Raw genomic sequence first — 26,663 nt, forward strand, 5'->3', positions numbered from 1 at the left:
TTGCATCACCTCTATCCTCACTGATTCGCGGTTCCAATACTTATATACTCTATGATACGAAAAAAAAGGACCAAACACAATCAGAAAACCCTAAACCTGTACTTCCTTTCACTTAAAAATTTTATTTTCGGACAAAATGAACATAAATACCAAAAAATAAGCGAACAGTTTCCACCGTCCGCCAGTTTAGGATGAAAAAATAAGCAATAGTACCAAAATATTATTAGATACAATATAACACTTCCCCGTTTCTCCATCATTTCAATATTTGCACAGCTATGTGAAATCAACTAAATAAACATAGCTAAACATTGACCATTTGTCCGTAAAAGATTACGATAGAAGTGTGAGAAGATTTTTAATCAGAAAGGACGGTCCGTATGAAAATAGGAATTATTGGTGCAACTGGAAAACAAGGAAATTTAATTTTACAAGAGGCTTTAAAACGTGGGCATGAAGTTCTCGCTTTTGTGCGAAATAAGGATAAACTTTCTCAAGAGGTTCCTTACATTGAAAAAGAACTTTATGATTTGACCACTGAGGAAATTGAACCTTTAGACGCAGTAGTGAATGCTTTCAATGCCCCGCCCAACATGCCGCAACTTCATCAATCCTCTTTACGGCACATTACTAAGATTTTGAAGCAAACACCGGTAAGACTTTATGTTGTAGGCGGTGCCGGCAGTCTGTATATAGATGAATCAAAAACCACCATGCTTTTTGAACAGGAAGGCTTCCCGGAGTCTTTTCACTTAACAGCAGAAAACATGGCGAAATCTCTTAAAGAATTAGAAGGTTCGACAGGAACCATCTGGACTTACGTCAGTCCAGCCGCCCATTTTGATTTTAACGGTCCTAAGACAGATCAATATAAAATCGGCGGTGAAGTGATTACCTACGATGAAAACGGCAAAAGCTATCTGAGCTATCAAGATTACGCTTCTGCCATGCTGGACATTATCGAAAGCGGCAAATATGAAAATGAACGGATTTCCGTTTATTCTTGATAAAAAAAATAGAAGCGGACCTGTTTGACAGGCTCGCTTCTATTTTTTTATTTTATTGTTTCCAGTTCTAAATGACTGGCAATACTACTAAGTATTTTCCAGCTGAAACTGTCCTTCTTTGACAGCATTTTTTATCATAAGTCTACTACTTTCAATCTCTAAAGAAGAAATTTCACCAGCCTCTGCCAAAAAAATGAAAAACTTTTTCATTGAGGCACCTAACTGACTGACGTTGGTCATATTTACTTGTAAAAATTTCCCCACATACCATTCAGAAATAAATTGGGGCACTTCATGTGCATGAGTTGCCACTGTCTTGATGTCATAATACAGCAGATAGTCATCGATAAATAAGCTGGCATTTTCCTGATGTCTTCTGATTACTTTTTGACTTAACTGTTCTTTCACTGCCAGATATTCTCCGAAAGATTCCAGCAGCTTGGCATTATTTTCCCTGATTTCCTCAGCGATTCTTTCGTAATCACCGCCATCTGCTGCTTTTCTGAAATTCTGCCATTTTGAGAAATCCTGCCAATTTTTGTTGATTTGATAAGAGGAGTTTTCTTGCTCCAAAATCTCGTCATTGCCCAGTGTTTTTTTCACATGAATCTTGCCCACTTTTTTAGCTCCTTCAATAAATATGACTACTCTAGTTTGATTTGATGTCAACAAAGTGCCAGACTGTATATTTTCTGCCTGTTAGAGATTTGTTAGACATGCTAAAAATTCCATGGTCTTCTCTGTCAGCTGTTCCCTTCTTTCACTGTAAGAGTCTGTTTAGCAAGTATTTTTTCACTGTGTATTATAACACCATCTTCTGAAATTAACGATATTTTTTTATCACGCTCATTAGCGGTTAACTTCGCTTTTCAAAACAATATTCTGATACAATTTTACAGTAATAAAGTAATAGAGAAGATAAATCGCTGCAAAAACCGTAAATGGCAGCCAAATGTGACTGTAAGGTTCCGGCATCAGCAGTTCAAACATTTTTAATCCGAACAGCACATGGATTGTCCCTAAAATTCCCGGAACTGCAAAAACTACCAAAATTTCCTTATAGATTGAGGATGATAATTTTTTCTTTCCTACACCGATTTTTCTCAACATATCGTAACGTCCAATGTCCTGATAAGCCCCTGATAAAATCTTGAACATCAGAGAACTGGCTAACATTGCCAAAAAGGCGATACCGAGAAATGCTCCCATGAACATGAAGCCGCTAACCATCATGCTGATCATCGAATACAGTGCAAACTTGCTATTGGAGGTATAGGTGTTTTCAGGATTGAATCTGGCTGTTTCCAGTGTTTCGATTCTTTCAAAAATATCCAGTTGTCCTTCAAAATCATCCACCAGCAGTACATGGATAACTCCTGCTTCTCCCTGTACCTGATCAAACTCACTTTGCGAGAGCACATGATAGGCCGGTGCATCTAAATAAGGGGCATGAGGATTCATTATCTGGGCAAAAGCCTGCATAATTGAAAAATCTGTGCCATTGTTGGTAGAAAAACTAACTCCCTCACTAAATTCAGTAAATGGCTTGGCTTTCTTGGTAAAACCCGTTTGATTGTTCATCATAATCGGGTGTGTCCTAAGTTCATCATACAAAAAGTAAAATTCTTCGCCATTGCGTTTAATATGGTAAAGTCTTTCCTCTTTCCCTTCCAGCTTCTCCATTTCCTGTGACACAGCTTCATCGGGATTAAAAATAACCGCATCGTAAGGGGCTTGTTTGATTAGTGCTTCTTTGTAATTGTTAAAAGCATCTCCTACTGTGATAGCTCCTAAAGAAAGAGCCAGCAACATGGTGACCATCCCTAAAACTCTGCTTAAAGAGCTGGCTTTAAAACTCAATTGAGATAAAGTGAAAATCCGTATTCCTTTCCTGCTGAACTTTTCGTTATTTTTAAATGCACTGATCACTGCCGGAAGCATGGCAGCAAAAAATAAAAAGGTACCGAACGTGATGGTAAACAAGGCAATAACCAATGCTAAAATAGAGAGCTCCTTCACATGCCATAGAGAAAAATAGCCAATTATTATCAAAACTACTGAGACGACTGTCAAACTAATCGTTTTTAATTTATTCGGACGGTGCTTTTCTGACTGCTGTTCTTCATGCAACAGATCCAGCAACTTGGTTTTTGAGAATTTTGAAGAATTGGTAACAGCCGTCAATACGAATAAAATCAAGAAGAAAATAAACGTGACTGCCACTGCGCTCAATGAAAAAGCATTGTACTGGTCAGAGGATACTCGCAACTGATTCAAGAGCACTTGGCTCATCACAGTTGAGAAAACAACTCCCAGCATGACTCCTGCAATCATTGATAAAAAACCGATGAATAGAGTCTCAATCGTCATCATCTGTTTAATTTTTTTCTTTTTGGCTCCGAGCATCATATACATACCATATTCTTTTTTACGCATGGACAATAAAAAAGAGTTGGCATAAAAAATATAAACAATCGTAATGATCCCAAGTAAAATGGCTCCCAGTTGAAAAATGAAAGCGACCATAGAAATGGTAGGAATCACCTCTTGAAGAAACTTAACATTTAAAGACAATGTTTGAAACATATAAAAGATTGAAACCGAGATTATCAGTCCCATCATCAAAACCAAATAGTCTTGCCAACGTTTTTTTACATTGATCAAAGCTAATTTCCAAGTCATGAGTTACACCTGACCTTCCGAGAAGTCGACGTGAGACAAATTCGCCAAGATGTTTTGATAAAAATCTTGTTGGCTGCCCTCTCTCCGCAACTCTTTGAAAATCATGCCGTCTTGAATAAATAAAATTCTCTTACAATAGCTGGCACTCATGGGATCATGGGTCACCATCAGGATGGTCGTTTGATAATCTCTATTCAGACCACGCAAAGCTTCCAGCAAATTTTTAGCATTTTTGGAATCCAACGCTCCTGTCGGTTCGTCTCCTAACAGCAGTTGTGGTTGATGGACCAATGCCCGTGCGGCAGCAACCCGCTGTTTTTGCCCGCCCGAAACTTCCGTAGGGTAGTTAGCTAAAATTTGTGTGATATCCAGTATCTCAGCAATTGTTTTGATTTTCTTATCGATTTTTCTTGAAGGTACGCCTTGTAAAGATAGGGGCAATCCGATATTTTGACTCATAGTCAAATTTTCCAGTAAATTAAAATCCTGGAAAATAAAACCGATATTGGTGGCTCGAAAATCTGACAGCTGCTGTTCATTTAAGCCGGTGATGTTGTTTCCTGCAATCGTCACGTCTCCTTGTGTTGGCGAATCCAGCGCTGACAACATATTCAACAACGTGGTCTTTCCTGAGCCGGAAGGACCCATGATACCCACAAATTCACCTTCTTCAACATCAAATGAAATATCTTTCAAGGCTTCATACTGCTTTTCATTTTTTTTCCCGTAGATTTTTTTTAAGTTTCTCACACTCACCACTGAATGGTTCATTATATTTCCTCCTGTTTCTCTCTCACATTTGATTTGCATACTAAGGTTAACACACACCAGACACAAAAAAAATCAGTCCTAAGTCCAACATATTTTGAAAATTTTCATTAATTTTATTAAATTTCTTTTAACTTTTTCGTTGCGACTTCTGTCACCCCATATTATATGCCATCTCCATAGAAATTTAAAAGATCAGCACTTAACGAAAAAAGTTAACATATTTGACGTTCGCCTCCAACTTTAACGTGTTACAATAAATAAAGATAAATAAATTAATAAATGAAGGAAAGGACGACTTTAATTGATGAAAAACAAACCAAATGTCATTCTCATGTTAGTCGATGACTTAGGAGTCGGTGATGTTTCTTGTTTCAACTCCGATGGGAAAATAAAAACCTCACACCTTGACCAATTAGCCGAAAGCGGCATGCGTTTTGGCAATTCCCATGCCACCAGCAGTCTTTGCACACCATCAAGATACAGCTTGCTGACAGGCAGATACAATTGGCGTTCGCGATTGAAATCATTGGTACTGCACGGAGATTCTGAAACCCTGATTGAAAAGAATCGGATGACTTTGGCTCAGCTGTTCAAATCCCAAGGATACCACACCGCTGCTGTGGGAAAATGGCACCTGGGGATGGATTGGCATTATAAAAAACACATCGACTACAAAGCTTACGGGGTGGACCCATCAGACTATGCCGAAGCAGAGGTGGCTCCAGATAAACAATATGGTCGTTCCGGCAATTTTGATAATGACTACCCGACACAGCTCATTGAGGGTATCGATATTGATTTTTCCAAAAAAATCAAATATGGCCCCAATCAATACGGCTTTGATTATTTCTTTGGCACGCCGGCCTCTTTGGATCAGCCGCCCTTTGTCTACATAGAAAATGACACTGTCACCGAAATTCCAACGAAAGTCACGGGGATTGCTAATTTAGATAGAAAAGGTCCTTCGCAACAACAAGAGTGGCAGTTGGGTGTCATCGCCGATAATTACAAACATCAAGAATGCCCTAAACTTATGCAAGATAAGGTCATAGAAATCATCGAAAAACAAGCTGAAAAAGACGAGCCGTTTTTCCTTTACTACCCTTGCCACCTTGTCCATGGTCCTATCTTGCCTGATGAACAGTTTCAAGGAAAATCCGGTCTGGGCCCATACGGCGATTTTGTCCTCCAGCTTGATTACTATGTGGGTGAAATCAGTCAGACATTAAAAGAAAAAAATATTAACGAGAACACGATATTTATTTTCACCAGTGATAATGGTGCTTCCGGTGTTGCAGATTTCCCTAATCTTTTAGCCCAAGGGCATAACCCCAGCAGTATCTATCGGGGAAAGAAAATGGACATCTGGGAAGGGGGTCATACGGAACCTACGATTATTTCTTACCCTGACCATATCAAAACCAATAGTTTTTCCCATCAGCTGGTTTCTCATTCAGATATATTTGCCACCTTTGCAGAAATGTTTGATGTCCAATATAAGGATGACACAGCCGAAGATTCAATGTCCCTCCTGCCTATATTGAATGGCAGCAACAAAGAAATCAGAAAAGACATTGTGGTGAGCTGTGCCAACGGAGGTTTAGCACTCAGAACACATGGATGGAAGTTAAACCTTGTTAAAAACGGCGGAGGAAATCTGGCGAGAAACGCTGAAGAATCCTTTGGACCTTTTGAATTATTCAAAATCGACGAAGACATTCAAGAAAAAAATAATGTGATTGAAGATTATCCTGAAATCGTCCAAGAGTTGATGGCCCGTCTGGAAAAATATATCAAATCAGGTCGTTCAACTCCCGGGGAAAAGCAAAAAAATGCGCGAAACAATCCTACTGGAAATTGGGACGCCATCAGCTGGCTCACAGATTATCCGGAATATATAGAAACACTTGAAGAGTCTCACACATAAAGAATTTGAAAATCAAATGAAAAATAAACCTGATGGGAAATCTGCTTTTAAAAAGCTGGTTTCCCATCAGGTTTTATGTGATGTCATTTAGTTTTAGATGGTAATCATTTTTGAGCAGCAGCAGCCATGATTTTCTCGAAATCCAGCTGAGCAGTGTTCTCCACACGATAATCAGCATCCCTCATAGAGACTTCATCTCCAACCCCTACAGAAAACATCCCTGCTTTTCTGATGCTTTCTATACCTGCCTCGGCATCCTCTACCCCGATACATTCGGAAGGTTGCAAGTCAAGAAGTTGAGCACCTTTCAAAAATATTTCAGGATCGGGTTTGCTTTTACTCAATGTTGCGGGATCAACTACTATATCGAACATCTCAGAAATTTCCAGTTTCTCCAAAATGAACGGTGCATTTTTACTGGCGGAAGTCAGTCCCATCTTTAAGCCGTGCGATTTGATCTGATTCATCAACGCCATTATTCCCGGAAGAATATCCTCTGGAGTAATCGACTCAATGAGTGTCAAGTAGTCGTCGTTTTTCTCCACAGCAAGTGCGGACTTTTCTTCATCCGAAAAAACATTTTCTTTATTGCCGTGTTTTAATATCCGGTCCAGAGAGTCCATTCGGTCAACGCCTTTTAATTGTTCGTTGAACTCTCGGTCGATTTCAATACCGATTTTTTCTGCCAGTTTTTTCCAAGCTTGGTAGTGGTACTCTGCACTGTCAGTAATTACTCCATCTAAATCAAACAGAAAACCTTTTATCACTACTCTTTTCCCTCATTCCTAGATAATTTCACTTGAAGATGACCGTCCAACACCATTTCTTCATCAAATATTTCTAGCGGTAAGTTCTCCCCTGACAGCAATTCTATTTCCACATCTTCGCGACTGACAGACAATTCCAACAGGCGTCCGCGGTAATTGATTTTAAAGCGGTAGCTCTGCCAGTCCTTTGGAACAAATGGAAAGAATGACAATTTTCCGGTCAAGGTGCGCATGCCGGCAAAACCATGAACGATTGCCAGCCAGCTGCCGCTCATTGAAGTGATATGCAAGCCGTCTTCGGTATCATTGTTATAATTATCCAAATCAAGCCGGGCCGTACGTGCATAAAATTCCACAGCCTTTTCTTCCATTCCCAACTCTGCCGCCAAAATACTATGGACGCATGGTGATAAGGAGGACTCATGAACCGTCAGCGGTTCGTAAAAATCAAAATGACGCTTCTTTTCTTCCTTTGTGAATTCATGATTCAGGAAATACATGGCTTGCAATGTGTCTGCCTGTTTGATATATGGCGAACGCAAGACCCGGTCCCAAGACCATTTCTGATTTAACGGCAAATGTTTTTTATCCAATTCTGCCACAGGTGTGAGATCTTTATCCAAAAAAGTATCGTGTTGAACGAAAATTTCCAAATCTTCGTCATAAGGATAGTACATCTTGTCAATGATTGCCAGCCATTTTTCCATTTCCGACTGGCTGACTTGAAGTTCTTCACGTTTTTTATCGGAAACTTTGGCTAGAGTGTCTAACGTATATTGCAATACCCAAACAGCCATTCTATTTGTGTACCAATTATTGTTTACATTATTTTCGTATTCGTTAGGACCGGTCACACCGTGGATCATATATTTATCGTTGCGTTTAGAATAATGCACACGGTCTTGCCAAAAGCGTGAAATTTCCACAAGGACTTCAATACCTTCGTCCAATAAATAACTTTCATCGCCCGTATAGGTAGAATAATTGAAAATGGCATGGGCGATTGCAGCATTGCGGTGGATTTCCTCAAATGTAATCTCCCACTCGTTGTGGCACTCGATACCGTTGAAAGTCACCATTGGATACAGGGCACCTTTAAGCCCTTGCTGTGCGGCATTATGCTTAGCTCCTGGCAGCTGCTGGTGCCGGTATTTAAGTAATTGTTCTGTCACTTTAGGCTCTGCCACCGACAAATACATCGGTACAATATAGGCCTCTGTATCCCAGTAAGTAGCCCCGCCGTATTTTTCTCCAGTGAAGCCTTTAGGACCAATATTCAAACGAGCATCTTCACCATAATAGGTAGAAAACAATTGAAAAATATTGAAACGAATCCCCTGTTGCGCTTCATCGTCTCCTTCAATGACCACATCTGCTTTGTCCCAGCGTTTTTCCCATGCTGTCCGATGCTGTTCTTCCAACTCTTCAAAAATATATTTTTCCAAATCAGCTAAAACTTTTTCTGCTTTCTCAACATGTTGTTCTTCAGGAACATTACGAGTATTGATGACAGCCACTCTTTTTTCTGCGGAAAAAACATCTCCTGCTGTCAACTTGACTTGAACCATTTCATCGGCATATTTCGCAGACTGGCTAGTCAGTCTTGCCATTGAATAGTTTTTGTCTGAGTCTTTACCGGAAACCGTAAAATTGTTTCTCATTAAAGAAGTGACACTGAATCTAGGTGTGCCAAAAGGATTTTCTTTCGTTTCCATCGTTAAGTAGCTGCCGGCAATATCAGCTTTTACCCCTTTTTCAAGCCAAAACTGTTCTTCATAGTTGCTGTCTTCGTTCGTAACATTGCCATCTAAATATGAAGTCACTGAAACGTCAGCTGTTCCTGACAAAACTTCCATTGTCAAACGGACAACTGCTAATTCAGGTGTGGCGATGCTGACAAAACGCTTAAAGTTTAATGCTACCTCTGTATCCCCCAATTCCACCACATAGCGGCGGGACAAGATTCCAGTTTTCATGTCCAGTTCTAAATAAAAATCCCGGTAATTGACTTTATTCAAGTCAACCGTTTCGTCATTAATCTTGATGGTCATGCCGATGAAGTTTGTTGCATTGATGACTTTACCAAAATATTCCGGATAGCCGTTTTTCCACCAGCCGACTCTTGTCTTATCCGGAAACCAAACCCCCGCAATATAGGTTCCTTGATGAGTATCACCAGTGTAAGTTTCTTCAAAATTCCCCCGCATCCCCATGTAGCTGTTGCCGATAGACGTCAGACTTTCCTGAAGTCGTTTGTTTTCCTTATCAAAGCAAGTAGTGGTAAGCTTCCACGGATGGATATCAAATAATCGTTTATACATGTTCGTTCCCCTCTACTTTCCTCTTATTTCACTGCACCATCTGCTACCCCAGCAATGATTTGTTTCTGCATGATGAAGTAGAAAATGATGACAGGGACAATTGCAATGACTAAACCTGCCAATGCCAAATGCCATTGTTTTGTATATTCCCCGAAGAAGAAGAACATCTTCAAAGGAATGGTTTGTTTCCCTTCTTTATTAATCACTAAGGAAGGCAGCAGATAGTCGTTCCAAATCCACATTGTATTCAACAATGCCACCGTGACAGTGGTTGGTTTAAGGATAGGGAAAATCACATGTCTAAAAATCTGCCAGCGTGTGGCGCCATCAATGACAGCCGCTTCGTCTAAAGCAACAGGAATGGCTTTCATTGCCCCGTGATAAAGGAAAATCGACATACTGGCACCAAAACCGATATACATGAAAATCAAGCCCCCGCGGTTCAACTGGTCGATTTTCCCAAAGATGCTGACTAATGGAATCATCACAGACTGAAAAGGAATCAGCATGGCAGCAACAAACATCATGAACACCACACCGCTTACTTTGGTTTTGACCCGTTGCAAGGCATAGGCCGCCAGAGCAGAAAAGAAAATAATAAAGAGCACACTGGCCACGGTAATCAATAAGGAATTAAACAATGTCTTAACAAAATCTAAATCTTGAAAGGCTTGGATATAGTTGTCAAATGTTGCCTCTTTAGGCAGTCCCAACGTATTGGTAAAAATTTCTTTCTTAGGTTTTAAGGAATTGACTATCATCAAGTAGAAAGGAAATACCCAAGCAGCTACTAAAACTAAGCCGAAAATCCCAAATAGCCATTTTTTCTTTTTAGCCATCATACTTCAATCTCCCTCTTTTTAGTCAAATAAACTTGAGTCAACGATATCACCGCAATAATCACGAAGAAAATAATAGCCTTCGCCTGAGCATATCCCATCTTGTTTTGAGAAAATGCTGTATTGAAAATATTCATTGCAACCATCTGAGTCGAGTTGTATGGTCCCCCAGCGGTCAAGGACAAGTTTTGATCGTACAGTTTGAAAGAGTTGGACAACGTCATAAACAAACTCACGGTGAATCCCGGCATAATCATCGGGAATTTTACCCGCCAAAATTTTTGCCAGCTGGTAGCTCCGTCAAGACTGGCCGCTTCCAGCAAGGATTCGTCCACACTTTGCAGATAAGAAATATAAATGATCATAATGTAGCCCGACATCTGCCAGCACATGACAATGACCAATGCCCAAAATCCCGTCTGGGTAGTTGATAACCATATTTGCAAAGATTCTATTCCTAACGCAACACCGATACTGGCAAAAGCTTTGGTAAAAACGAATTGCCAGATAAATCCAAGAATCAAACCGCCAATCAGGTTTGGCATGAAGAAGATGGTCCGCAAAAAGTTGCTTCCCTTGAATTTTTGTGTCACAAGCAGTGCCAATCCTAAACCGATCACATTGATTAAAATGATAGCAACTACGGAAAATTTAGTCGTAAACCATAGGGCAGAACGAAAACCCTCATCTTTAAACACATCTATATAATTTTGGATTCCCACAAATGCTCTGACTGTCACTCCGTCCCAATCAGTGAAAGAGTAATACAAGCCGTAAAACAGCGGCAGGATCACAACACAAAACAGAGCCACAACAACCGGAGCGGTAAAAGCATAAAACCAGCTTTTTTTTGCACTCATTTTTTAACCTCCTTAATGTAAAAGGATAGAGACTCGCTTTAGAGCTCTATCCCTGATGAAACGATTATTTTCTTGAATCTTCCCAAGATGTTTTGACTTCATCCATCAACTCATCCCAAGTGCCTTCGTCGCTGACATATTTTTGGATGCCTGCACCTAAAACGTTCATTCCCCAATCAGTCGGGTAACCCATGAACACCCAGCCAGTAGCATCTCCAGCATTTGAAAATTCGTAAACTTGTTTTGACAATGGATCAACAATTTTTTCAGTATCGAAACCGGAGTAAGCTGGAATAAATTTGAATTCTTCAAGCACTACTTTTTTACCTTCTTCTGAAGTATACAGCCAGTCTAAGAAGTCTTTAGAGGCTTGCTGCTCTTTATCTTCTGAGTTTTTGTTCACTGCCCAGTAGTTTGGTACGCCAACCGGAATTTTTTGCTCTGAAACGCCATCCACTGGAATCGGCAGAATACCTACATTGTTCTCGGCAAATTCCGGATCGATTTCTTCGATTGTTCCATATACCCAGTTACCTTGTTGTGTCATGGCAATCAATCCATTAGAGAACAGTTCTTCCATTTGTTTCGAGTAATCTAGACTGTTGGTCGGTTGAACAGAGTATTCCTGCATCAAGTCGATATACTCTTTAAATTCTTTGTTATAAGTGAAGTCAAGCGTTTTTGATTCGTAAGCTTTGTTAACATCATTGTCAAACTCTGGTGCAATGAATGTATTGGATGCATGAAGTCCAGTGATCCAAGTTTCTTTAGCAGGTAGAGCAAAAACTGCTTGCAAACCTAATTCTTCCTTCTTGCTGTCGATAATCTCTGTCGCTTTTCTCAAATCTTCTTGAGTAACGATATCTTCTACTTTGATGCCCGCCTCTTTAAATACTTCTTTATTGTACAATAAGCCATAACCTTCCATGTTGTACGGAAGTCCTAGGATTTTTCCATCTCTTGTGACTCCGCTGGTAGTTCCTTCGAGTGCATTTTTAGCCGCTTGAGTGTCGCTGACATCTGCCAATGATTCTTCCCAAGTTGTTAAATCTTCAGGTCCGCCAATATTGAAAATATCAGGCTCCTCGCCGGAAGCAAATTTAGTTTTCAATGCCGCTCCATAGTCGTCTCCGCCGCCAACAGTTGAGATGTTGATTTTTACACCCGGGTTCAACTCTTCATATTGCTTGGCTACTGCTTTAAATTGTTCATTGAACTCTACTTTAAATTGGAAAATGTCTACCGTTACTTCGTCACCCTTGCTTTCTTTCTTAGCGTCGCCGCCTCCACATGCTACCAGTGACAAAGCAATACCAGCAGTCAATAAACCTAGTCCTACTTTTTTCCAACTTTTTTTCATTGTTGTTAAGCCCCCTAAAATTTTTAATGTTTTGATTCACTAACCACATTATTGTTCCTGTGGACAAAATTTGCAAGCGATTTATCATTGTTACCGATAACAGAATTTTACTTTGACACTTTTGTGATGATAAAACCATTTTGGGCTATCTGCCCCTTGCCATCTGCAATCTCAGTATTCAAAGACAGCAACACTTGCTGATTAAATAACTCAGCAGTTTGGATATGACTGCCTTTATTGAACCAAGCCTTCAATTCTTCCCCCTCAGTTTTCCGGGTAAATTGCAGACATTTACGCTCATCATCCAGCTCATCAAAAATAATTTCTCCATAGGATAGCACCGGTTGAAAGTTTCGCCGCAAAGCTATCAACTTTTTGATAAAATCAAGCAAATCCAAATCCTGCCGGTCTTTGTCCCAAACCATACATTTCCGGCAATCCGGGTCATTTTCGCCGGTCATGCCTATCTCTGTGCCATAATAAAGGCAAGGAGAACCGTGCTGCAAAAATGTAAAAGCCAATGTCATCTTCGCCACATCTTTATCCTCCTGGGCCATTGTCAGCAACCTTGCTGTGTCGTGGGAATCCAGCATATTAAACATAACCTCATTCGTTTGTTGGCGATAGAGCATCAGTTGATCGATAAGACCATCCGACAACATGGAAGCACTGATAGTGTTCTTCACAAAAAAATTTAAGATCGTTTCAGTATAGGCATAATTCATCACTCCATGAAATTCGTCCCCGTTCAGCCAATTTTGAGAGGAGTGCCAAATTTCACCTAAAACATAAACATCTTCTTTGATTTCAGTAACCTCGTGATAAAACTTTTTCCAAAATTGATGATCCACTTCATTTGCCACATCTAAGCGCCAAGCGTCAATATCGAATTCTTCGATCCAGTAGGCCGCGATTTTCAGCAAATAGTCCTGAACTTCCGGATTAGCTGTGTTTAATTTAGGCATGCTCGGTGTGAATGAAAAAGTATCATAGGTCACTTTTTTAGCTTCTTCCATTCGTTGCTCATCAACAGGGGCAACTGGAAACTGGCGGATATGGAACCAATCCGCAAATTCGGATGCTTCTTGTTTATTTAAAACGTCCTGCCATTGAGGAGAAAAATAGCCCATGTGATTAAAAACTGCATCCAGCATAATTCTGATGCCTCGCTTGTGAGCTTCTTTTACTAACTTTTTAAATAAAGCTTTGTCGCCAAAATGAGGATCCACCTCAAAATAATCAATCGTATCGTATTTATGATTGGAGTAGGCTTTAAAAATCGGACAAAAATAAATGCCGTTAATGCCTAAATCTACCAAATAATCCAAATGATTCAGGACACCTTGCAAATCACCGCCAAAAAAATCGGTCCGGTCCGGATGTTCTTTACTTCCCCAGATTAGTGTTCCTTCCGGGTCATTAGCAGGATCACCATTATCAAATCTTTCTGGAAAAATTTGATACCAGACTGTTTCTTTCACCCATTCAGGGGTCTTGACACGGTCCACTTCATGAAAATAAGGCAGACGAAAATAATTTTCGTTAACCGCTAAACTATCTAGAGAAAAGCTTTTTATCCCGCGGTCCCCATAAAAGAGACTTTCACCATCATTTCCAATCAGATGAAACCCATAACTTAATCTTCTATAATCCGCTGAAACTTCCGCAAACCAATAGTCGAAAATATCTGTGCTAAATATTTTTTTCATTTTTACAGGCGAGCGGTACCACTTATCTTCTGTGACAAGATAGGGATCGCCGTAAAGCAGGTTCACTTCCCGTACATCTTCTTTTTTTGTCCTCAACCGGAGGTGAACACAGTCTTCCTTATATAGATAGGCGTACTCACTCTCTGGTCGGTGATAGACTGCCGATTTTTCCAAATTAATCTCCCCTTTGATTCACTTACTAACTGTCATTGCTACTTCCAAGCATACATAAGCTGATTTTTATTTTCAACAATTACAGTGCTGTTACCGGTATCAAAAAGCCTCTGACAAACCGTTTTGAGTTGACGGTTTGCCAGAGGCCTTAAACTGAATATTTTTCTACGCTTGAGATTCGATGTAGCCATGAATGATTTTTTTCACATCTTCTTCAAAATCTCTTGTGTTGATCATCCGTGCTTTCCTGAGATATTCTTTTCCTTCCACAAACAATAGCAAGACAGGTGCTGTCAACGCTTGAAATTCCGCAGCCACCTCAGGAACTTTCAAACTATCAACGACCATTCCGTGGACTTCGGGAAATTTTTCAAAGATGGCTTCCACTTGCGGCTGCAACCCATGGCACACACTGCATCCTGTGGTCACAATGTATAAAAAAGCGATTGGCTGATGCTCAATATTTTCTAAAATTTCTTCTATATTATCATACGGAATAAATCCCATATCTATCACTCCTCTTTTTCATTTTTCATGACGGGTCTTGTGTAATAATCAAGTGCTTTATCTTCTTCTCTCACCAGCTGATACAGTTGTCCCGCCCGAATATCCAGCGACAACAACGAGTCATTTTGGCTGTTTATATTTGTTACGACAGGTAATGTCAACTGGTTTTTCCGAAGGTTCAAATATACCCGTCCTTTGTTGCTGAAACCAAGGACACGCAGATAGCTGTTTTGCCAAACATTCATTATTTCATCTTGTGTCACCTGTAAAAGAATGTAGAGGCACAACCGCTGCAATCGCGTCCATGTGAACCGTTTTGTTTTAACTTTTTCGATGAACTCTTTAAAACTATCTGCTTCATTGACATATTTCTTTAAACGATTTTCAATCCCTTGGGTCATCTGATAAATAAATCTAAGCTGTGACGCCGATTGTACTGTGAGCTGATATTTCAGCAACGGCCAAAACAATTCCCAATCAATAGGCTGATGCTCTTTTAATACCTTAAACGTTTCTTCAGGAACTACCTGTTTTATTTCATGCCATTTTTTTCCCTTTACACTCTGCCGGATACTAGTTCCGCTGGCAAAGTCTCCCTGCGTAATTTCCGTCTGATGATGTTCACTTTCCTTACGGGGAATCGGAAGCAGTTCCATGGGAGAATCGTATAAAATATTTTCTTTCGCATAGCCCATACCTAAAATATGATTGGGCGAACTGAAATCTAAAGTCATTTCAGGATATAAACGCCGGTAAACTTCCGTCATCTGTTGGGGATAGCTCATACCGTTGTTTTGAATAGTCTTAAAAGTTTCATCAATCTCTGTCTGATTATCGTGTTGAAATCTAGCGAATCCATGGTAATCCATCTCACCAGAATAATCCGTCCCAAAAGAAAGGGTGTCTACCCCTAAGTCCTGAAGCAGCTTAACTCCGCCTTTTGAAAAATAATCTGCCGACTGAACGGCATAAGCAAAAGGCAATTCAATGACCAAGTCGATGCCATGATTTAGAGCCAACTCTGCCCGCGTCCATTTGTCAATGATTGCCGGTTCTCCCCGTTGAAGAAAATTGCCGCTCATCACTGCCACCATCACATCTGCTTGACTCTGCTGCTTTGCTTGGCGGATTTGATAGCGGTGACCATTATGGAAAGGATTATATTCTGCAACAATCCCACAACTTTTCATACGACTTCTCCTTCCCATTCTTTCCTCATCATTTTCTATTCCTGTTTCTATTTTACACTAAAAACTCCCCATAGAAAAAGATTGTGAGGATAGTTTTCGATTCCTCACAATCTTTTGTCATCCTGTTAATCTTTTAGCGATTCAATATACTTGTAAGCTTCAATCCCGGCAATACTTCCGTCTCCCACTGCTGTGGTGATTTGACGCAAAACTGTCTGACGGACATCTCCGATAGCATAAATCCCCGGCACAGATGTTTCCATTTTTTCGTTAGTGATGACCCAGCCTTCCTCATCTAAAATATCTAAAGAAGTAAAAGCTTCAGTGATTGGAATCACGCCGATGTAAATGAACACACCACCCGTTTCGATTGTAGAAAGTTCACCCGTTTTCGTATCTTTCAATTTAAGGGTATGGACTTTTTGATCGTCACCTTCTATTTCTTCTACCACCTTATTCCATAAAAAATCAATTTTATCATTTTTGAATGCACGGCCAGCCACTATTTTTTGACATCTTAATTCGTCACGTCGATGGATAATAGTGACAGATTCAGCTAATTGTGATAGATAAATGCCTTCTTCCACTGCTGAGTCGCCGCCGCCCACCACTACCAGCGGCTGATTTCTGAAGAAAGCACCATCACATACAGCACAGTAAGAAACGCCTCGACCGGCATATTCTTCTTCACCGGGAATACCTAATTTACGGTGTTCCGCTCCTGTCGCAATGATAACTACTTTCGTGTCATAGCTGCCATCTTCGGTGATGACCTTTTTATAATCTCCATGGTCTTCTACATCTGTTACATAGCCGTACCCATGTTCTGCCCCAAAGCTTTTTGAATCTTCGTACATTTTTTCAGAAAGCTCCGGTCCAGTTATCAAACCGGCACCGGGGAAATTTTCAACTTCGGCGGTATTTTGCATTTGACCGCCATAAATCCCTCTTTCAAGAACTAGAACTTTTAAATCGGCACGGGAAGCGTAAAGTGCCGCCGTCATACCGCCGGGACCGGCCCCAATCACGATTACATCATACATGTATTTATTCCTTCTTTCTCAAACTTGTTGTCTAAATATAACTCTACTCATCTCACGTTCGTTTGTCCAACCTTTTGCTTGAAACTGAGTAGTAAGAGAAAGCAAGTTATCATTTTGAAGCTCTCGCAATTTCCATCTTAATAAACATACTTTTATTAAAAAACACGGCATTCAACAGACAATAAATCATCCCTTGTAATGCATACTAAAACTATTATTTATACTATTAATTATCGAACCAACTAGTCAGATGATTGTCTGGAAATCCAAATCCCAATGAACCTGACAATTGTGAATTTTTTTATAATTGGCCGTTTGATTCACCAGCGGTAAAGCCCCCACATACCTAGAGGTCCTATGGAGCCAAAGAAGGCTTGAAAATGAAGATACCTATCAAAATTAATAGCATGAAAATCCAAGGTGATAATGCAATCAAGATAACTAAAATGTTTAATTTAACATTTTGATGCTTCTTTATTTGAAAATAAGAAACTGCAACTGGAATAAGTTGTAGTACTACCATGGCAAGCATGTGATTTTTCGACAGCTCTCTCCCATTTAAAATAAAGATAATCAGAGCAATCAAACTTAAAGCAGCAGAGGCAATCGTCGCTGTATTAATTTTTCCTTTAGTCATTATAAAACCCTCCTTTTTATTTTAAGAATAACAGATAGGAAGTCCTTAGAGCAAACTTATCATGCTAAACTAAAGTGATACATCCGCTAAGCTCAAATTCTGCTTCTATTTTTTAATATTGATTTGTATTCTTCGATAATTTTTATTCCTGAGCTCGTTCCTATGCGTTCGGCACCAGCTTCAATCATTTTTTGAGCTGTTTTAAAATCTCGGATACCGCCAGCTGCTTTTACTTTCACTTTGTCACCAACAACCCCCTTCATCAGTGCCACATCTTCAACTGTTGCCCCTCCTGTTCCAAAACCTGTAGAGGTTTTTACAAAATCCGGCAAGATTTCTCTAGCGATTTCACAGACGATTCTTTTTTCTTCCTTTGTCAAATAACAATTTTCCAAGATTACTTTACTTAACATCCGATGTTTTTTGCTGGCTGCCACAACCGCTTTCATTTCTTCCCTTATGTAGTCACTATTTCCATTCTTTAATTCACCAATATTGATAACATAATCAATTTCATCTACACCATTTGCTGCTGCATCTTCAACTTCAAAAACTTTCGTTGCAATGGTAGTTTGCCCTAACGGAAAACCTATAGCTGCTCCAACATGGACAGGACTATCTTTTAGTAATTCTGCACACAACTTGACTGGTGAAGAATTAATAGCTACCATTTTAAAACCATAGTCATCAGCCTCATGACATAAGCGTTTGAATCCTTCTTGCGTTGCATCTGCTTTCAATAATGTATGATCAATCATGTTTGCCAATTCTTCTGCGGATAAATTAAATGTCATGCAATCTCCTCCTATGCTGTCGACTCATATTATCCATTGTTTTCCAGTGTCATTCAATAGTAATTGTTAAGTTCCTTCGATAAAAATGTCATAAAAAAAGCATCTTGAGGTATAACTCTCAAGATGCTCTGATAAATCTTTATTCTAATCATGATTCTGCTGCAGCCTGTACATATCATAATACAGACCGCCAACCTCAATCAACTCATCATGGCTGCCTCGTTCAACGATTTCGCCTTTATCTAAAACTAAAATCAAATTGGCATCACGGATTGTTGACAGCCTGTGGGCGATTGCTAAAGTCGTCCGCCCTTTTCTCATCCGTGACAAACCTTCCTGAATCAGACTTTCTGTCTCTGTATCGATATTTGCTGTCGCCTCATCCAATACTAAAATCTTCGGGTCAGTCACAATTGTTCTTGCAAAAGAAATCAGCTGACGCTGACCGCTGGAATAACTTGTCCCTCGTTCTATGACTCTGGCATCATATTTTTCCGGCAAAGTATTGATAAATTTATCAGCCTGCACAAACTCAGCCGCTTTACGGATTTGCTCATCTGTGATCGATTTATCCAGAAGACGGATATTGCTTTTAATATCGCCATAAAACATAAAGGCATCCTGCAAAACCAGCCCCATCTTACGTCTCAGTTCCTCCATAGGATAACTGCGGATATCTTTATCGTCTATCAGGATTTCCCCTTCATAAAACTCATAAAAGCGCATCATGACATTGATGATGGAACTTTTCCCACTGCCGGTATGTCCCACCAAAGCAATCGTTTCTCCCGGATTGGCTACAAAACTGATATTTTTGAGAACGTAGTGATCGTCGTCATAAGCAAAGCTGACATTTCTAAATTCTATTTTCCCCTCGGTGATTTTTTCCTTTGCTTCTTCATATTGTTGCGGTACCAGTTCCTGATGGTCCATGATTTTTAAAATCCGGCTACCAGCTACCAAGCCGTCTTGGAAAACACTTAAAAAATCCATCATATTGATCATCGGCTGGAAAAAAGTCTGTACGTAGGTGATAAAAGCATAAATCATTCCCACGTTGATTACGGTCTCCAAAGAAAGTTTACCAAAGAAATATAAAACTAGAGCGGTATTTAAAGCTACCAGCAAATTGATGACTGGTGCTAGGAGCAAAGAGTTCGTTTTAATCATCGCATATTTTGTCTGCAGATAATCATGATTGATTGCCTCAAACTCCTGTTCCAGTCGTTTTTCCTGACGAAACTGCTGAACGATACTCATACCGGAAATGGACTCGTTGAGTTTAGTATTCAACTGGCTCAATTTCTCCCGCATACGACGGTACACCCTTGAACTGAATTTTTGATAATACCAAACAATTACCACTAGAATAGGCAAAAACAACATCACATACGTCGTAAGTGTTGGGTTGATCAGCCACATGGCAATAAAACCGGCAAGTACGCCGGAAATACCGGTCAAGACACTTAAAAAAACAAACCAAAATTCTATCAGTGTTTCCGTGTCATTGGTCACCCGGGAAACAATCGACCCGGCCGGTGTTTTGTCAAAATAACGCATGCCTAACTGCTGGACTTTTTTATATAAGGCCAAACGGATATGCTGGGACGTTTTTACCGCAGCTTCCAAGTATAAGAAATATTGGAAAAACCAAATAATAGCTTTCAAACATACCACGCCAAAATAAAGCAAAGCAAAATAAATAAAAATCGAAAAAACAGTATTCCCAGTATTCAAGTAATCATCAATGAATATTTGGATAATTCTTGGCAAAACCATATTGATACCGGAAAGAACTAGCGCAAGTATGATTGAAGGGATGAACAAATGCCAAAAAGGTTTTGTAAAAGCCAACAATCGTTTAACAACACTGATTTGTTCTTTGCCGCTCATAGAACGGGTCCATTCTGATTGATACTGATCTTCCACTAGCGACTCCCCCTCTCGATTTTTGATTCCAACTGCTGACGCTGATACATTTGTGCATACCAGCCCCCAGCCGTCTCTAATTGCTGGTGAGTGCCCCGCTCGATAATCTCCCCTTTATCAATAACAATGATTTCTTCTGCATGAAGGACACTGCTCAAACGGTGGGCAGCAATAATCGTTGTTTTATCTTTGCGCATCTCTTTAAGATTAGCTAAAATGATTTCTTCTGTTTTAGCATCTACTGCTGAAAGTGCATCGTCCAAAATCAAAAGTTCTGGATTCAAAATCAAGGCTCGGGCAATAGAGATCCGCTGTTTCTGCCCGCCGGATAAAGAAACACCCCGTTCTCCCACCATTGTTTCGTAACCTTTAGGGAATTCTAAAATGTCTTCGTGAATGGCTGTCAATTTAGCCACTTCTTCCACTTCTTCATCCGTTGCTTCCGGCTTGGCGAAACGGATATTGTCCCGCACTGTCATGGAAAACAGAAAGTTATCTTGGGGTACGTAACCGATGGAGTTCAACAAAGCATCCAGAGAATAGTCCTGCAAAGGATGATCTCCAAATTTGATTTCTCCCTGATAATCATCATATTCCCGTGTCAAAAGTTTTAAAATCGTTGTTTTCCCTGATCCTGTCTTCCCAACGATTCCTAAAGTATCCCCGGAAGCAATATGAAAATTGATATTTTTCAAACTGTCATGGACATCATCGTAATAGCGGAATTGCTGAATATCAAAATCAATAGCGCCTTGTGCTTCTTCTTGAATTGCATGGGGATTTTCCTGAATATTAGATTTTTCAGCCAATAAATCCTGAACACGATCGTAGCTGGCACTTCCCCGTTCTAAAATATTAAACAAACGGCCAATGGCAAACATCGGCCAAACCAGCATCGAGATATAAGCAAACATGGAAACCATGTCTCCCACCTCGATATAATTTCTCGAAACAAAATAGCCCCCGATTGCCAGTGTCAAAATATAAGACAGTCCGATAATAATCGTGATTAGGGGATCAAATAAAGAGTCAATCAGATTGACCCGGTGCCATTTTACAATTGCATCATCAATTTTGTCAGAAAAATCCTGAACGTCTTCCTCTTCTTGGCCAAATGTTTTGATGACCTTGATACCGGTGATACTTTCCTGTGTCTTATCATTGATGTTAGAAAAAGCTTCTTGAGATTCTCTAAACGCGGTATGCATACTGCTGCCCAACTTACGGGAAACCAGTCCCAATAACGGTAAAGGAATCAGCACTAAAAGAGTTAAACGCCAATCAATGAACACACACATGGCAATGATTGTCATCCCGCCGTTCACTAATGAGTCTACCAGTGTTAAGACTCCTCCTCCGGCAACGTTTTGAATCGCATTCAAATCGTTGGTCGCGTGAGCCATCAAATCACCAGTACGGTATTTTTGGAAAAAAACCTGATCCATGGATGTAAAATGATGAAATAATTGCCTGCGCAGTTTCTTTTCCAAACGGGCGGAACTTCCCCAAATATTGGTCCGCCAAACATAGCGGAGCAAATACTGGCCGATACCGCCGAAAGCTACTACACTGATATAAAATAACAGCTTTTCAATTGTTAAGCTGTGTCTGTTGATTTCATTTACTACCAACCCGATGATTCTTGGTGTCATGATTTGCAAAGCTGCAACTAAAACAAGAGAAATGACACCATAAATGTACGATTTCTTTTCCTCTTTAAAAAACCAGCCGATTTTACGAAAAACCTGCATCCTCTCACTCCTAACTGTAAAACCATTCTTGTCGCAATAACAAGTCTATCTGTCATTTTTTGTCGATTAAGACATCCAATGAAAAAAATATTGCAAAACTGCCTCCCTTTTTTTCGGAAAACAAAAAACAGGCACCTAAAAAAGCGCCCGTTTACACATACGAATTGTTCCTTTAATAGAACTACTTCTTCTGATTTTGATTTTTCATGTTCTGCATCATTTGACGAATCTTTTTCTCAGAAGGTTTTTGTCCCATTTGCATCATCATCATACGTAATACATCCTCATTAACGGGAGGATTTTTTTGTAAGTAATCTTCCATATATTTTCTTGCGATGAAGAAGCCGCCTACCCCACCTAAAAGAAGTGCAGCAATTGCTATTAAAACTACCCATCCTATACTCATCTCAAATCGCTCCTTTCATCTTAAATAATAATACCCTCAATAAGAGATTGTACTAGACTTGTCTTCATTTGAAAAGTAAAATTTTTGAATCTCATTAAATGTTCACTGTTTATGAATTTTGAATCTCTTCTAATACGTTAGGATTGAAAGTTTGTTCCCTGAACATGGCAATTTCAAAACCATAAGGTGCTTTTGCTGTTTTCTTATCGGGACCTACGTAAGGCGTTTCAAGAATTTTCGGAAGGTCGGTCAATGCTTCATGGTGTACGATTCGATTGAGTGCTTCAAAGCCGATCTCACCAAAACCAATATTGGCATGACGGTCTTTATGTGCTCCCTGCGGATTTTTCGAATCATTGATGTGTACCACTTTTAACCGGTCCAAACCGATGATTTTATCGAACTCTGTCAAAACAGCATCAAAATCTCTGACATCATAGCCGGCATCATGAATATGGCAAGTGTCCAGCGTAACGGAAAGTTTTTCATTGAAGGTCACTCCATCAATGATTTTTGCCAGCTCATCAAACGTCCGGCCGATTTCTGTCCCTTTTCCTGCCATCGTTTCCAAAGCGATCTGAGGTACTTGTTCCCGAGTGAGAACTTCATTTAACCCTTTGACAATTTGTGCAATGCCCGCATCTGCTCCTGCCCCTACATGAGCCCCGGGATGCATCGTGATTTGTTTTCCGCCCAGAGCTTCAGAGCGCATAATTTCATCTTTTAAAAATTGAACAGCAAAAGGAAAGTTTTCCGGCTTGATCGTATTTCCCAAGTTGATGATGTACGGGGCATGGACGACCATATGACTTAGATTGTGCTCAGCCATAAAATTCTTTCCTGCTTCGATATTCATCTCTTCTACCGCTTTACGACGTGTGTTTTGCGGTGCTCCTGTATAAATCATAAATGTGCTGGCGTTATATCCGACTGCTTCTTCTGCCGCTCCCAGCAACATCTTTTTTCCACTCATACTGACATGAGAACCTATAATCATTTCCATCCTCCTATAATTATCATACCTATCTATTGTAAACTTTTTTATAGACAGAAACAATCTTAGTGCCTAAACTTTTTTAAATCTGTTCTAAACTGTCGGTGTAATTTTTTGGGATTTTTTTCGTTTATATTTTATGAGCAAGAATCTATCAAACGTACATAAATTCTACACAAGTTGATGCTATGATAAAGACAATAGGAAATGAAAGAGGTGATATAAATGACACGTGCGAAAAAAATTTTATTCTTCATGCTGACATCTGTGTTTATCTTTGCGGTGCCTCTCACTGTATCAGCCAGAGGTCATGGCGGCGGACACCCTCGGGGGAATGCCGGAGAAAACTGCTGGAATAGCGAAAGATGTCTTGCAGGACAGGGAAATCAAACCCGGCAACAGCCAGCCCAACCTCAAACAAGTGCGCCAGCAGCGGATAAACAAGAGGAGCAGGCAACTGACACAGTGCAACCTCAACAAAGAATCCGACAGCGCGATCAGCAATGCGAGGACCCCGCTAAAAGAGAAGATTGTCCCTACAGACCTTACTGCAATAATCAAAATAAAAATAGCGGAACATCCCATCGTCATAACTGGGGAAGGAACCCCGGATGTCGCTTAGCACCAGCTGCAAGCTGATGATTAACAATAACAACTGCCAATTATTTTTAAACGATTACCTTCCATGAATGTTTTTACCACATCGTCATGGGAGGTTTTTTTGTTTTTTCAGCTTACTTCACAGCAAAAATCAGTTCTTTTTATTTAGAATTTTTTTGCGTAACTCTTTTCTGTCGTTTGAAAAATATACGTTTTTCTTATAGTGTGGAATCACTGGCTTTTAAATGTCATCAGGTTTATTTTACAAAGGAGATGATTAAAATTGGCATTTATCAGATTACTGTCAGCCGGACTGTTGGAAATCGTGTGGGCGTACACTCTAGGGAGAAGTAATGGTTTCACTGAGTTGCCCTGGTCATTGATTACTCTCGTATTGCTGCTCATCAGCCTGTCCCTGCTAGAATCGGTCATTGAAGATTTCGGCGTAGGGATGACCTATGCTATTTTCACGGGCATCGGAACAGCTGGAACCACTGTAATGGGCGTCCTTGTTTTCAATGAGGCAAGTAATTTCCCTAAATTTATTAGTCTGTCCATTCTGCTGATAGGAATCGTAGGTTTGAAACTAACTTCAACAGAAAAGGAGAGTGAAACGAAATGAGCTGGGTTTTCCTGTTTACTGCGGGATTCATGGAACTGATTTATGTGATATCGCTGGAAAAAGGACACAAGACAAAAAGAATCATCTGGCGTCTTTCATCTGTCCTTTCTATGCTTATTTCCATTTATCTCCTCAGCCAAGCAGCACAAACAATTCCCTTAGGTGTTTCTTATGCTATTTGGACGGGACTGGGGTCGCTGTTTAGTGTCTCCTACGGAATCATTGCATTAAAAGAATCCAAAAAGCCGATCAGATTATTTTTCATTGCTTGCATCGTTACCGGTGTCATCGGTCTGAAAATATTTGGTTCATAATATTATCCCTTCGTCTTTGACATTGGATATGAAAAAACTTAAGCTGTGAGAGCTGTCTCTAATCAGAGGACACCGGTCAGCTTAAGCTTTTTTATTTTATTAAAATTTCAACAAGAAGTAGTTTTTCTTGCCCCGTCTAAGAACAGTAAACTGCCCTTCGATGGTATCTGTTTCTTCTAATTCATAGGTTACCTCTTGCTGACGTTCCCCGTTAATATATATCGCACCATTTGTGATGTCTTCCCGTGCCTGACGTTTTGATTGGACCAATCCTGAAGTCACCAGCAGTTCGACTAAATGACGGTCGTCCGATGCCTGAATTTCATAACTTGGGACATCTTTAAAACCTTGGGCAATTTCCCCAGCATTCAGAGATTTTATGTCGCCGCTGAATAACGCTTCAGATATTTTCACTGCCTGTTCAAAAGCCTCTTCGCCATGAGTCAAGATGGTCACTTCTTTGGCTAAAACTTTTTGTGCCAGACGCTCATGGGGTGCTTCTTTAAATTTTGTTTCAATCTCTTCAATTTCTGACAGAGATAAAAATGTAAAATATTTTAAGAACTGAACGGCATCACGGTCGTCTGTATTGAACCAAAATTGGTAATACTCGTACGGAGTCGTCTTTTCAGCATCCAGCCAAACTGCGTTTCCTTCTGTTTTTCCAAATTTCGTACCGTCTGCTTTTTTTATCAGGGGCATCGTCATGCCGTAGCCTTGTACTTCGCGTTCACGACGCAACAGTTCTATCCCGGAAGTAATATTTCCCCACTGGTCGCTGCCGCCTAATTGGAGCAGACAGCCTTCACGATCGTACAACTGTAAGAAATCATAAGCCTGAAGCAGCTGGTAAGCAAACTCAGTATAGGAAATCCCTGTTTCAATCCGGCGTTTGACACTCTCTTTGCTCATCATATAGTTAATCGTGAAATTTTTACCCACATCCCGTAAAAAATCAATCAGCAATATGCTGCCCAGCCAATCGTAATTATTGGCAATGATAGCTGGATTTTCGTCATTGTAAAAATCAATAAATCTTTCCAGCTGGCCTTTCAAACTGTCAGACCATGAAGCCACCGTTTCACTGGAGTTCAAACTTCTTTCCGCATCTTTAAAGGAAGGGTCCCCAATCAGACCGGTACCGCCTCCCACCAGTGCAATCGGAACATGACCAGCTTTTTGAAAGCGGCGTAAAGTCAATATAGGCAATAAATGACCGATGTGCAAACTATCAGCCGTCGGATCAAACCCAATATATAATTTCACAGACTCTTCATTTAACTTTTTTTCTAATGCTGATTCATCTGTTACTTGATAAACCAAACCGCGATCTTTCAATTCTTGTAAAAAATCTGCTTGCATAACTTCTCCTCCTAAAATTTCTCTACTTGTCTATCTTAGCTTATTCAGAAATGAAAATAAAGCTCTTCTGCCAACAATTCTTTTCTTTTTTATCACC

The 26,663-nt window shown here is 40.0% G+C and carries 24 protein-coding genes; 5 read left to right on the forward strand and 19 right to left on the reverse strand.

Annotated elements, in window-relative coordinates:
- Window positions 1-380: 380 nt before the first annotated feature.
- On the forward strand, window positions 381-1,007 hold the full coding sequence (locus tag AC4PHI_RS08040) for an NAD(P)-dependent oxidoreductase (RefSeq protein WP_492199399.1): 627 nt from the start codon (window positions 381-383) through the stop codon (window positions 1,005-1,007).
- Between the two features lie 87 nt (window positions 1,008-1,094).
- On the opposite strand, the gene AC4PHI_RS08045 is transcribed toward AC4PHI_RS08040, so the two are convergent.
- The 3 genes from AC4PHI_RS08045 to AC4PHI_RS08055 form a co-directional block, all read right to left on the reverse strand.
- A complete protein-coding gene (locus tag AC4PHI_RS08045) occupies window positions 1,095-1,625 on the reverse strand; it encodes a hypothetical protein (protein WP_492199400.1) in 531 nt (176 codons plus the stop codon).
- Between the two features lie 231 nt (window positions 1,626-1,856).
- Window positions 1,857-3,689 (reverse strand): FtsX-like permease family protein, encoded by a 1,833-nt coding sequence (locus AC4PHI_RS08050; protein WP_492199401.1) that lies wholly within the window; start codon window positions 3,687-3,689, stop codon window positions 1,857-1,859.
- Between the two features lie 3 nt (window positions 3,690-3,692).
- Complete coding sequence (locus AC4PHI_RS08055) at window positions 3,693-4,460, reverse strand: ABC transporter ATP-binding protein (RefSeq protein WP_492199402.1); 768 nt, start codon at window positions 4,458-4,460, stop codon at window positions 3,693-3,695.
- 304 nt (window positions 4,461-4,764) lie between these two features.
- Between AC4PHI_RS08055 and AC4PHI_RS08060 the strand changes: the two genes are divergently transcribed.
- Window positions 4,765-6,387: a sulfatase family protein gene (locus AC4PHI_RS08060; RefSeq protein WP_492199403.1), complete on the forward strand. Its 1,623-nt coding sequence runs from the start codon at window positions 4,765-4,767 to the stop codon at window positions 6,385-6,387.
- Window positions 6,388-6,491: 104 nt separating this feature from the next.
- Here the strand turns inward: AC4PHI_RS08060 and pgmB are convergent, their stop codons facing one another.
- The 15 genes from pgmB to AC4PHI_RS08135 form a co-directional block, all read right to left on the reverse strand.
- The gene (gene pgmB / locus AC4PHI_RS08065) at window positions 6,492-7,154 is read right to left on the reverse strand and encodes a beta-phosphoglucomutase (RefSeq protein WP_492199404.1); all 663 of its coding nucleotides are present in this window, start codon (window positions 7,152-7,154) and stop codon (window positions 6,492-6,494) included.
- Window positions 7,154-9,475 carry a glycoside hydrolase family 65 protein gene (locus tag AC4PHI_RS08070; protein WP_492199405.1) on the reverse strand — a complete coding sequence of 774 codons (2,322 nt, stop codon included), beginning with the start codon at window positions 9,473-9,475 and terminating at the stop codon, window positions 7,154-7,156. The genes pgmB and AC4PHI_RS08070 overlap by 1 nt, the downstream gene beginning before the upstream one ends.
- Window positions 9,476-9,498: 23 nt before the next feature.
- Entirely contained in the window at window positions 9,499-10,314 is an 816-nt protein-coding gene (locus tag AC4PHI_RS08075) for a carbohydrate ABC transporter permease (RefSeq protein ID WP_492201564.1), read from the reverse strand.
- Window positions 10,314-11,174: a carbohydrate ABC transporter permease gene (locus AC4PHI_RS08080; protein WP_492199406.1), complete on the reverse strand. Its 861-nt coding sequence runs from the start codon at window positions 11,172-11,174 to the stop codon at window positions 10,314-10,316. Before AC4PHI_RS08080 ends, AC4PHI_RS08075 begins: the two co-directional genes overlap by 1 nt.
- Window positions 11,175-11,238: 64 nt before the next feature.
- Window positions 11,239-12,534 carry an ABC transporter substrate-binding protein gene (locus tag AC4PHI_RS08085; RefSeq protein ID WP_492199407.1) on the reverse strand — a complete coding sequence of 432 codons (1,296 nt, stop codon included), beginning with the start codon at window positions 12,532-12,534 and terminating at the stop codon, window positions 11,239-11,241.
- A 107-nt stretch (window positions 12,535-12,641) separates the two neighbouring features.
- Window positions 12,642-14,417: a glycoside hydrolase family 13 protein gene (locus AC4PHI_RS08090; RefSeq protein WP_492199408.1), complete on the reverse strand. Its 1,776-nt coding sequence runs from the start codon at window positions 14,415-14,417 to the stop codon at window positions 12,642-12,644.
- Window positions 14,418-14,582: 165 nt separating this feature from the next.
- Complete coding sequence (locus AC4PHI_RS08095) at window positions 14,583-14,924, reverse strand: thioredoxin family protein (protein WP_492199409.1); 342 nt, start codon at window positions 14,922-14,924, stop codon at window positions 14,583-14,585.
- Between the two features lie 5 nt (window positions 14,925-14,929).
- Window positions 14,930-16,114, reverse strand: a complete 1,185-nt coding sequence (locus AC4PHI_RS08100; protein ID WP_492199410.1) for a nucleotidyltransferase — start codon at window positions 16,112-16,114, stop codon at window positions 14,930-14,932.
- Window positions 16,115-16,239: 125 nt separating this feature from the next.
- Window positions 16,240-17,157: a thioredoxin-disulfide reductase gene (gene trxB, locus AC4PHI_RS08105; protein ID WP_492199411.1), complete on the reverse strand. Its 918-nt coding sequence runs from the start codon at window positions 17,155-17,157 to the stop codon at window positions 16,240-16,242.
- A 355-nt stretch (window positions 17,158-17,512) separates the two neighbouring features.
- Window positions 17,513-17,794, reverse strand: coding sequence for a hypothetical protein (locus AC4PHI_RS08110; protein WP_492199412.1), 282 nt, complete (start codon window positions 17,792-17,794; stop codon window positions 17,513-17,515).
- 92 nt (window positions 17,795-17,886) lie between these two features.
- Entirely contained in the window at window positions 17,887-18,588 is a 702-nt protein-coding gene (deoC, locus tag AC4PHI_RS08115) for a deoxyribose-phosphate aldolase (RefSeq protein WP_492199413.1), read from the reverse strand.
- A gap of 144 nt (window positions 18,589-18,732) precedes the next feature.
- Window positions 18,733-20,517: an ABC transporter ATP-binding protein gene (locus AC4PHI_RS08120; protein WP_492199414.1), complete on the reverse strand. Its 1,785-nt coding sequence runs from the start codon at window positions 20,515-20,517 to the stop codon at window positions 18,733-18,735.
- Window positions 20,517-22,268, reverse strand: coding sequence for an ABC transporter ATP-binding protein (locus AC4PHI_RS08125; protein WP_492199415.1), 1,752 nt, complete (start codon window positions 22,266-22,268; stop codon window positions 20,517-20,519). Before AC4PHI_RS08125 ends, AC4PHI_RS08120 begins: the two co-directional genes overlap by 1 nt.
- Window positions 22,269-22,449: 181 nt before the next feature.
- Window positions 22,450-22,674 (reverse strand): YneF family protein, encoded by a 225-nt coding sequence (locus tag AC4PHI_RS08130; RefSeq protein ID WP_126810161.1) that lies wholly within the window; start codon window positions 22,672-22,674, stop codon window positions 22,450-22,452.
- 109 nt (window positions 22,675-22,783) lie between these two features.
- Entirely contained in the window at window positions 22,784-23,671 is an 888-nt protein-coding gene (locus AC4PHI_RS08135) for a deoxyribonuclease IV (RefSeq protein WP_492199416.1), read from the reverse strand.
- A 222-nt stretch (window positions 23,672-23,893) separates the two neighbouring features.
- Between AC4PHI_RS08135 and AC4PHI_RS08140 the strand changes: the two genes are divergently transcribed.
- The 3 genes from AC4PHI_RS08140 (at window position 23,894) to AC4PHI_RS08150 (ending at window position 25,204) form a co-directional block, all read left to right on the forward strand.
- On the forward strand, window positions 23,894-24,307 hold the full coding sequence (locus AC4PHI_RS08140) for a hypothetical protein (RefSeq protein ID WP_492199417.1): 414 nt from the start codon (window positions 23,894-23,896) through the stop codon (window positions 24,305-24,307).
- Window positions 24,308-24,551: 244 nt separating this feature from the next.
- On the forward strand, window positions 24,552-24,890 hold the full coding sequence (locus tag AC4PHI_RS08145) for a DMT family transporter (RefSeq protein WP_492199418.1): 339 nt from the start codon (window positions 24,552-24,554) through the stop codon (window positions 24,888-24,890).
- Complete coding sequence (locus AC4PHI_RS08150) at window positions 24,887-25,204, forward strand: DMT family transporter (RefSeq protein ID WP_492199419.1); 318 nt, start codon at window positions 24,887-24,889, stop codon at window positions 25,202-25,204. Before AC4PHI_RS08145 ends, AC4PHI_RS08150 begins: the two co-directional genes overlap by 4 nt.
- Before the next feature lie 99 nt (window positions 25,205-25,303).
- On the opposite strand, the gene tyrS is transcribed toward AC4PHI_RS08150, so the two are convergent.
- Window positions 25,304-26,566 carry a tyrosine--tRNA ligase gene (gene tyrS, locus AC4PHI_RS08155; protein WP_492199420.1) on the reverse strand — a complete coding sequence of 421 codons (1,263 nt, stop codon included), beginning with the start codon at window positions 26,564-26,566 and terminating at the stop codon, window positions 25,304-25,306.
- Window positions 26,567-26,663 lie beyond the last annotated feature (97 nt).

Source organism: Vagococcus sp. QWL-13 (genome assembly GCF_058683555.1).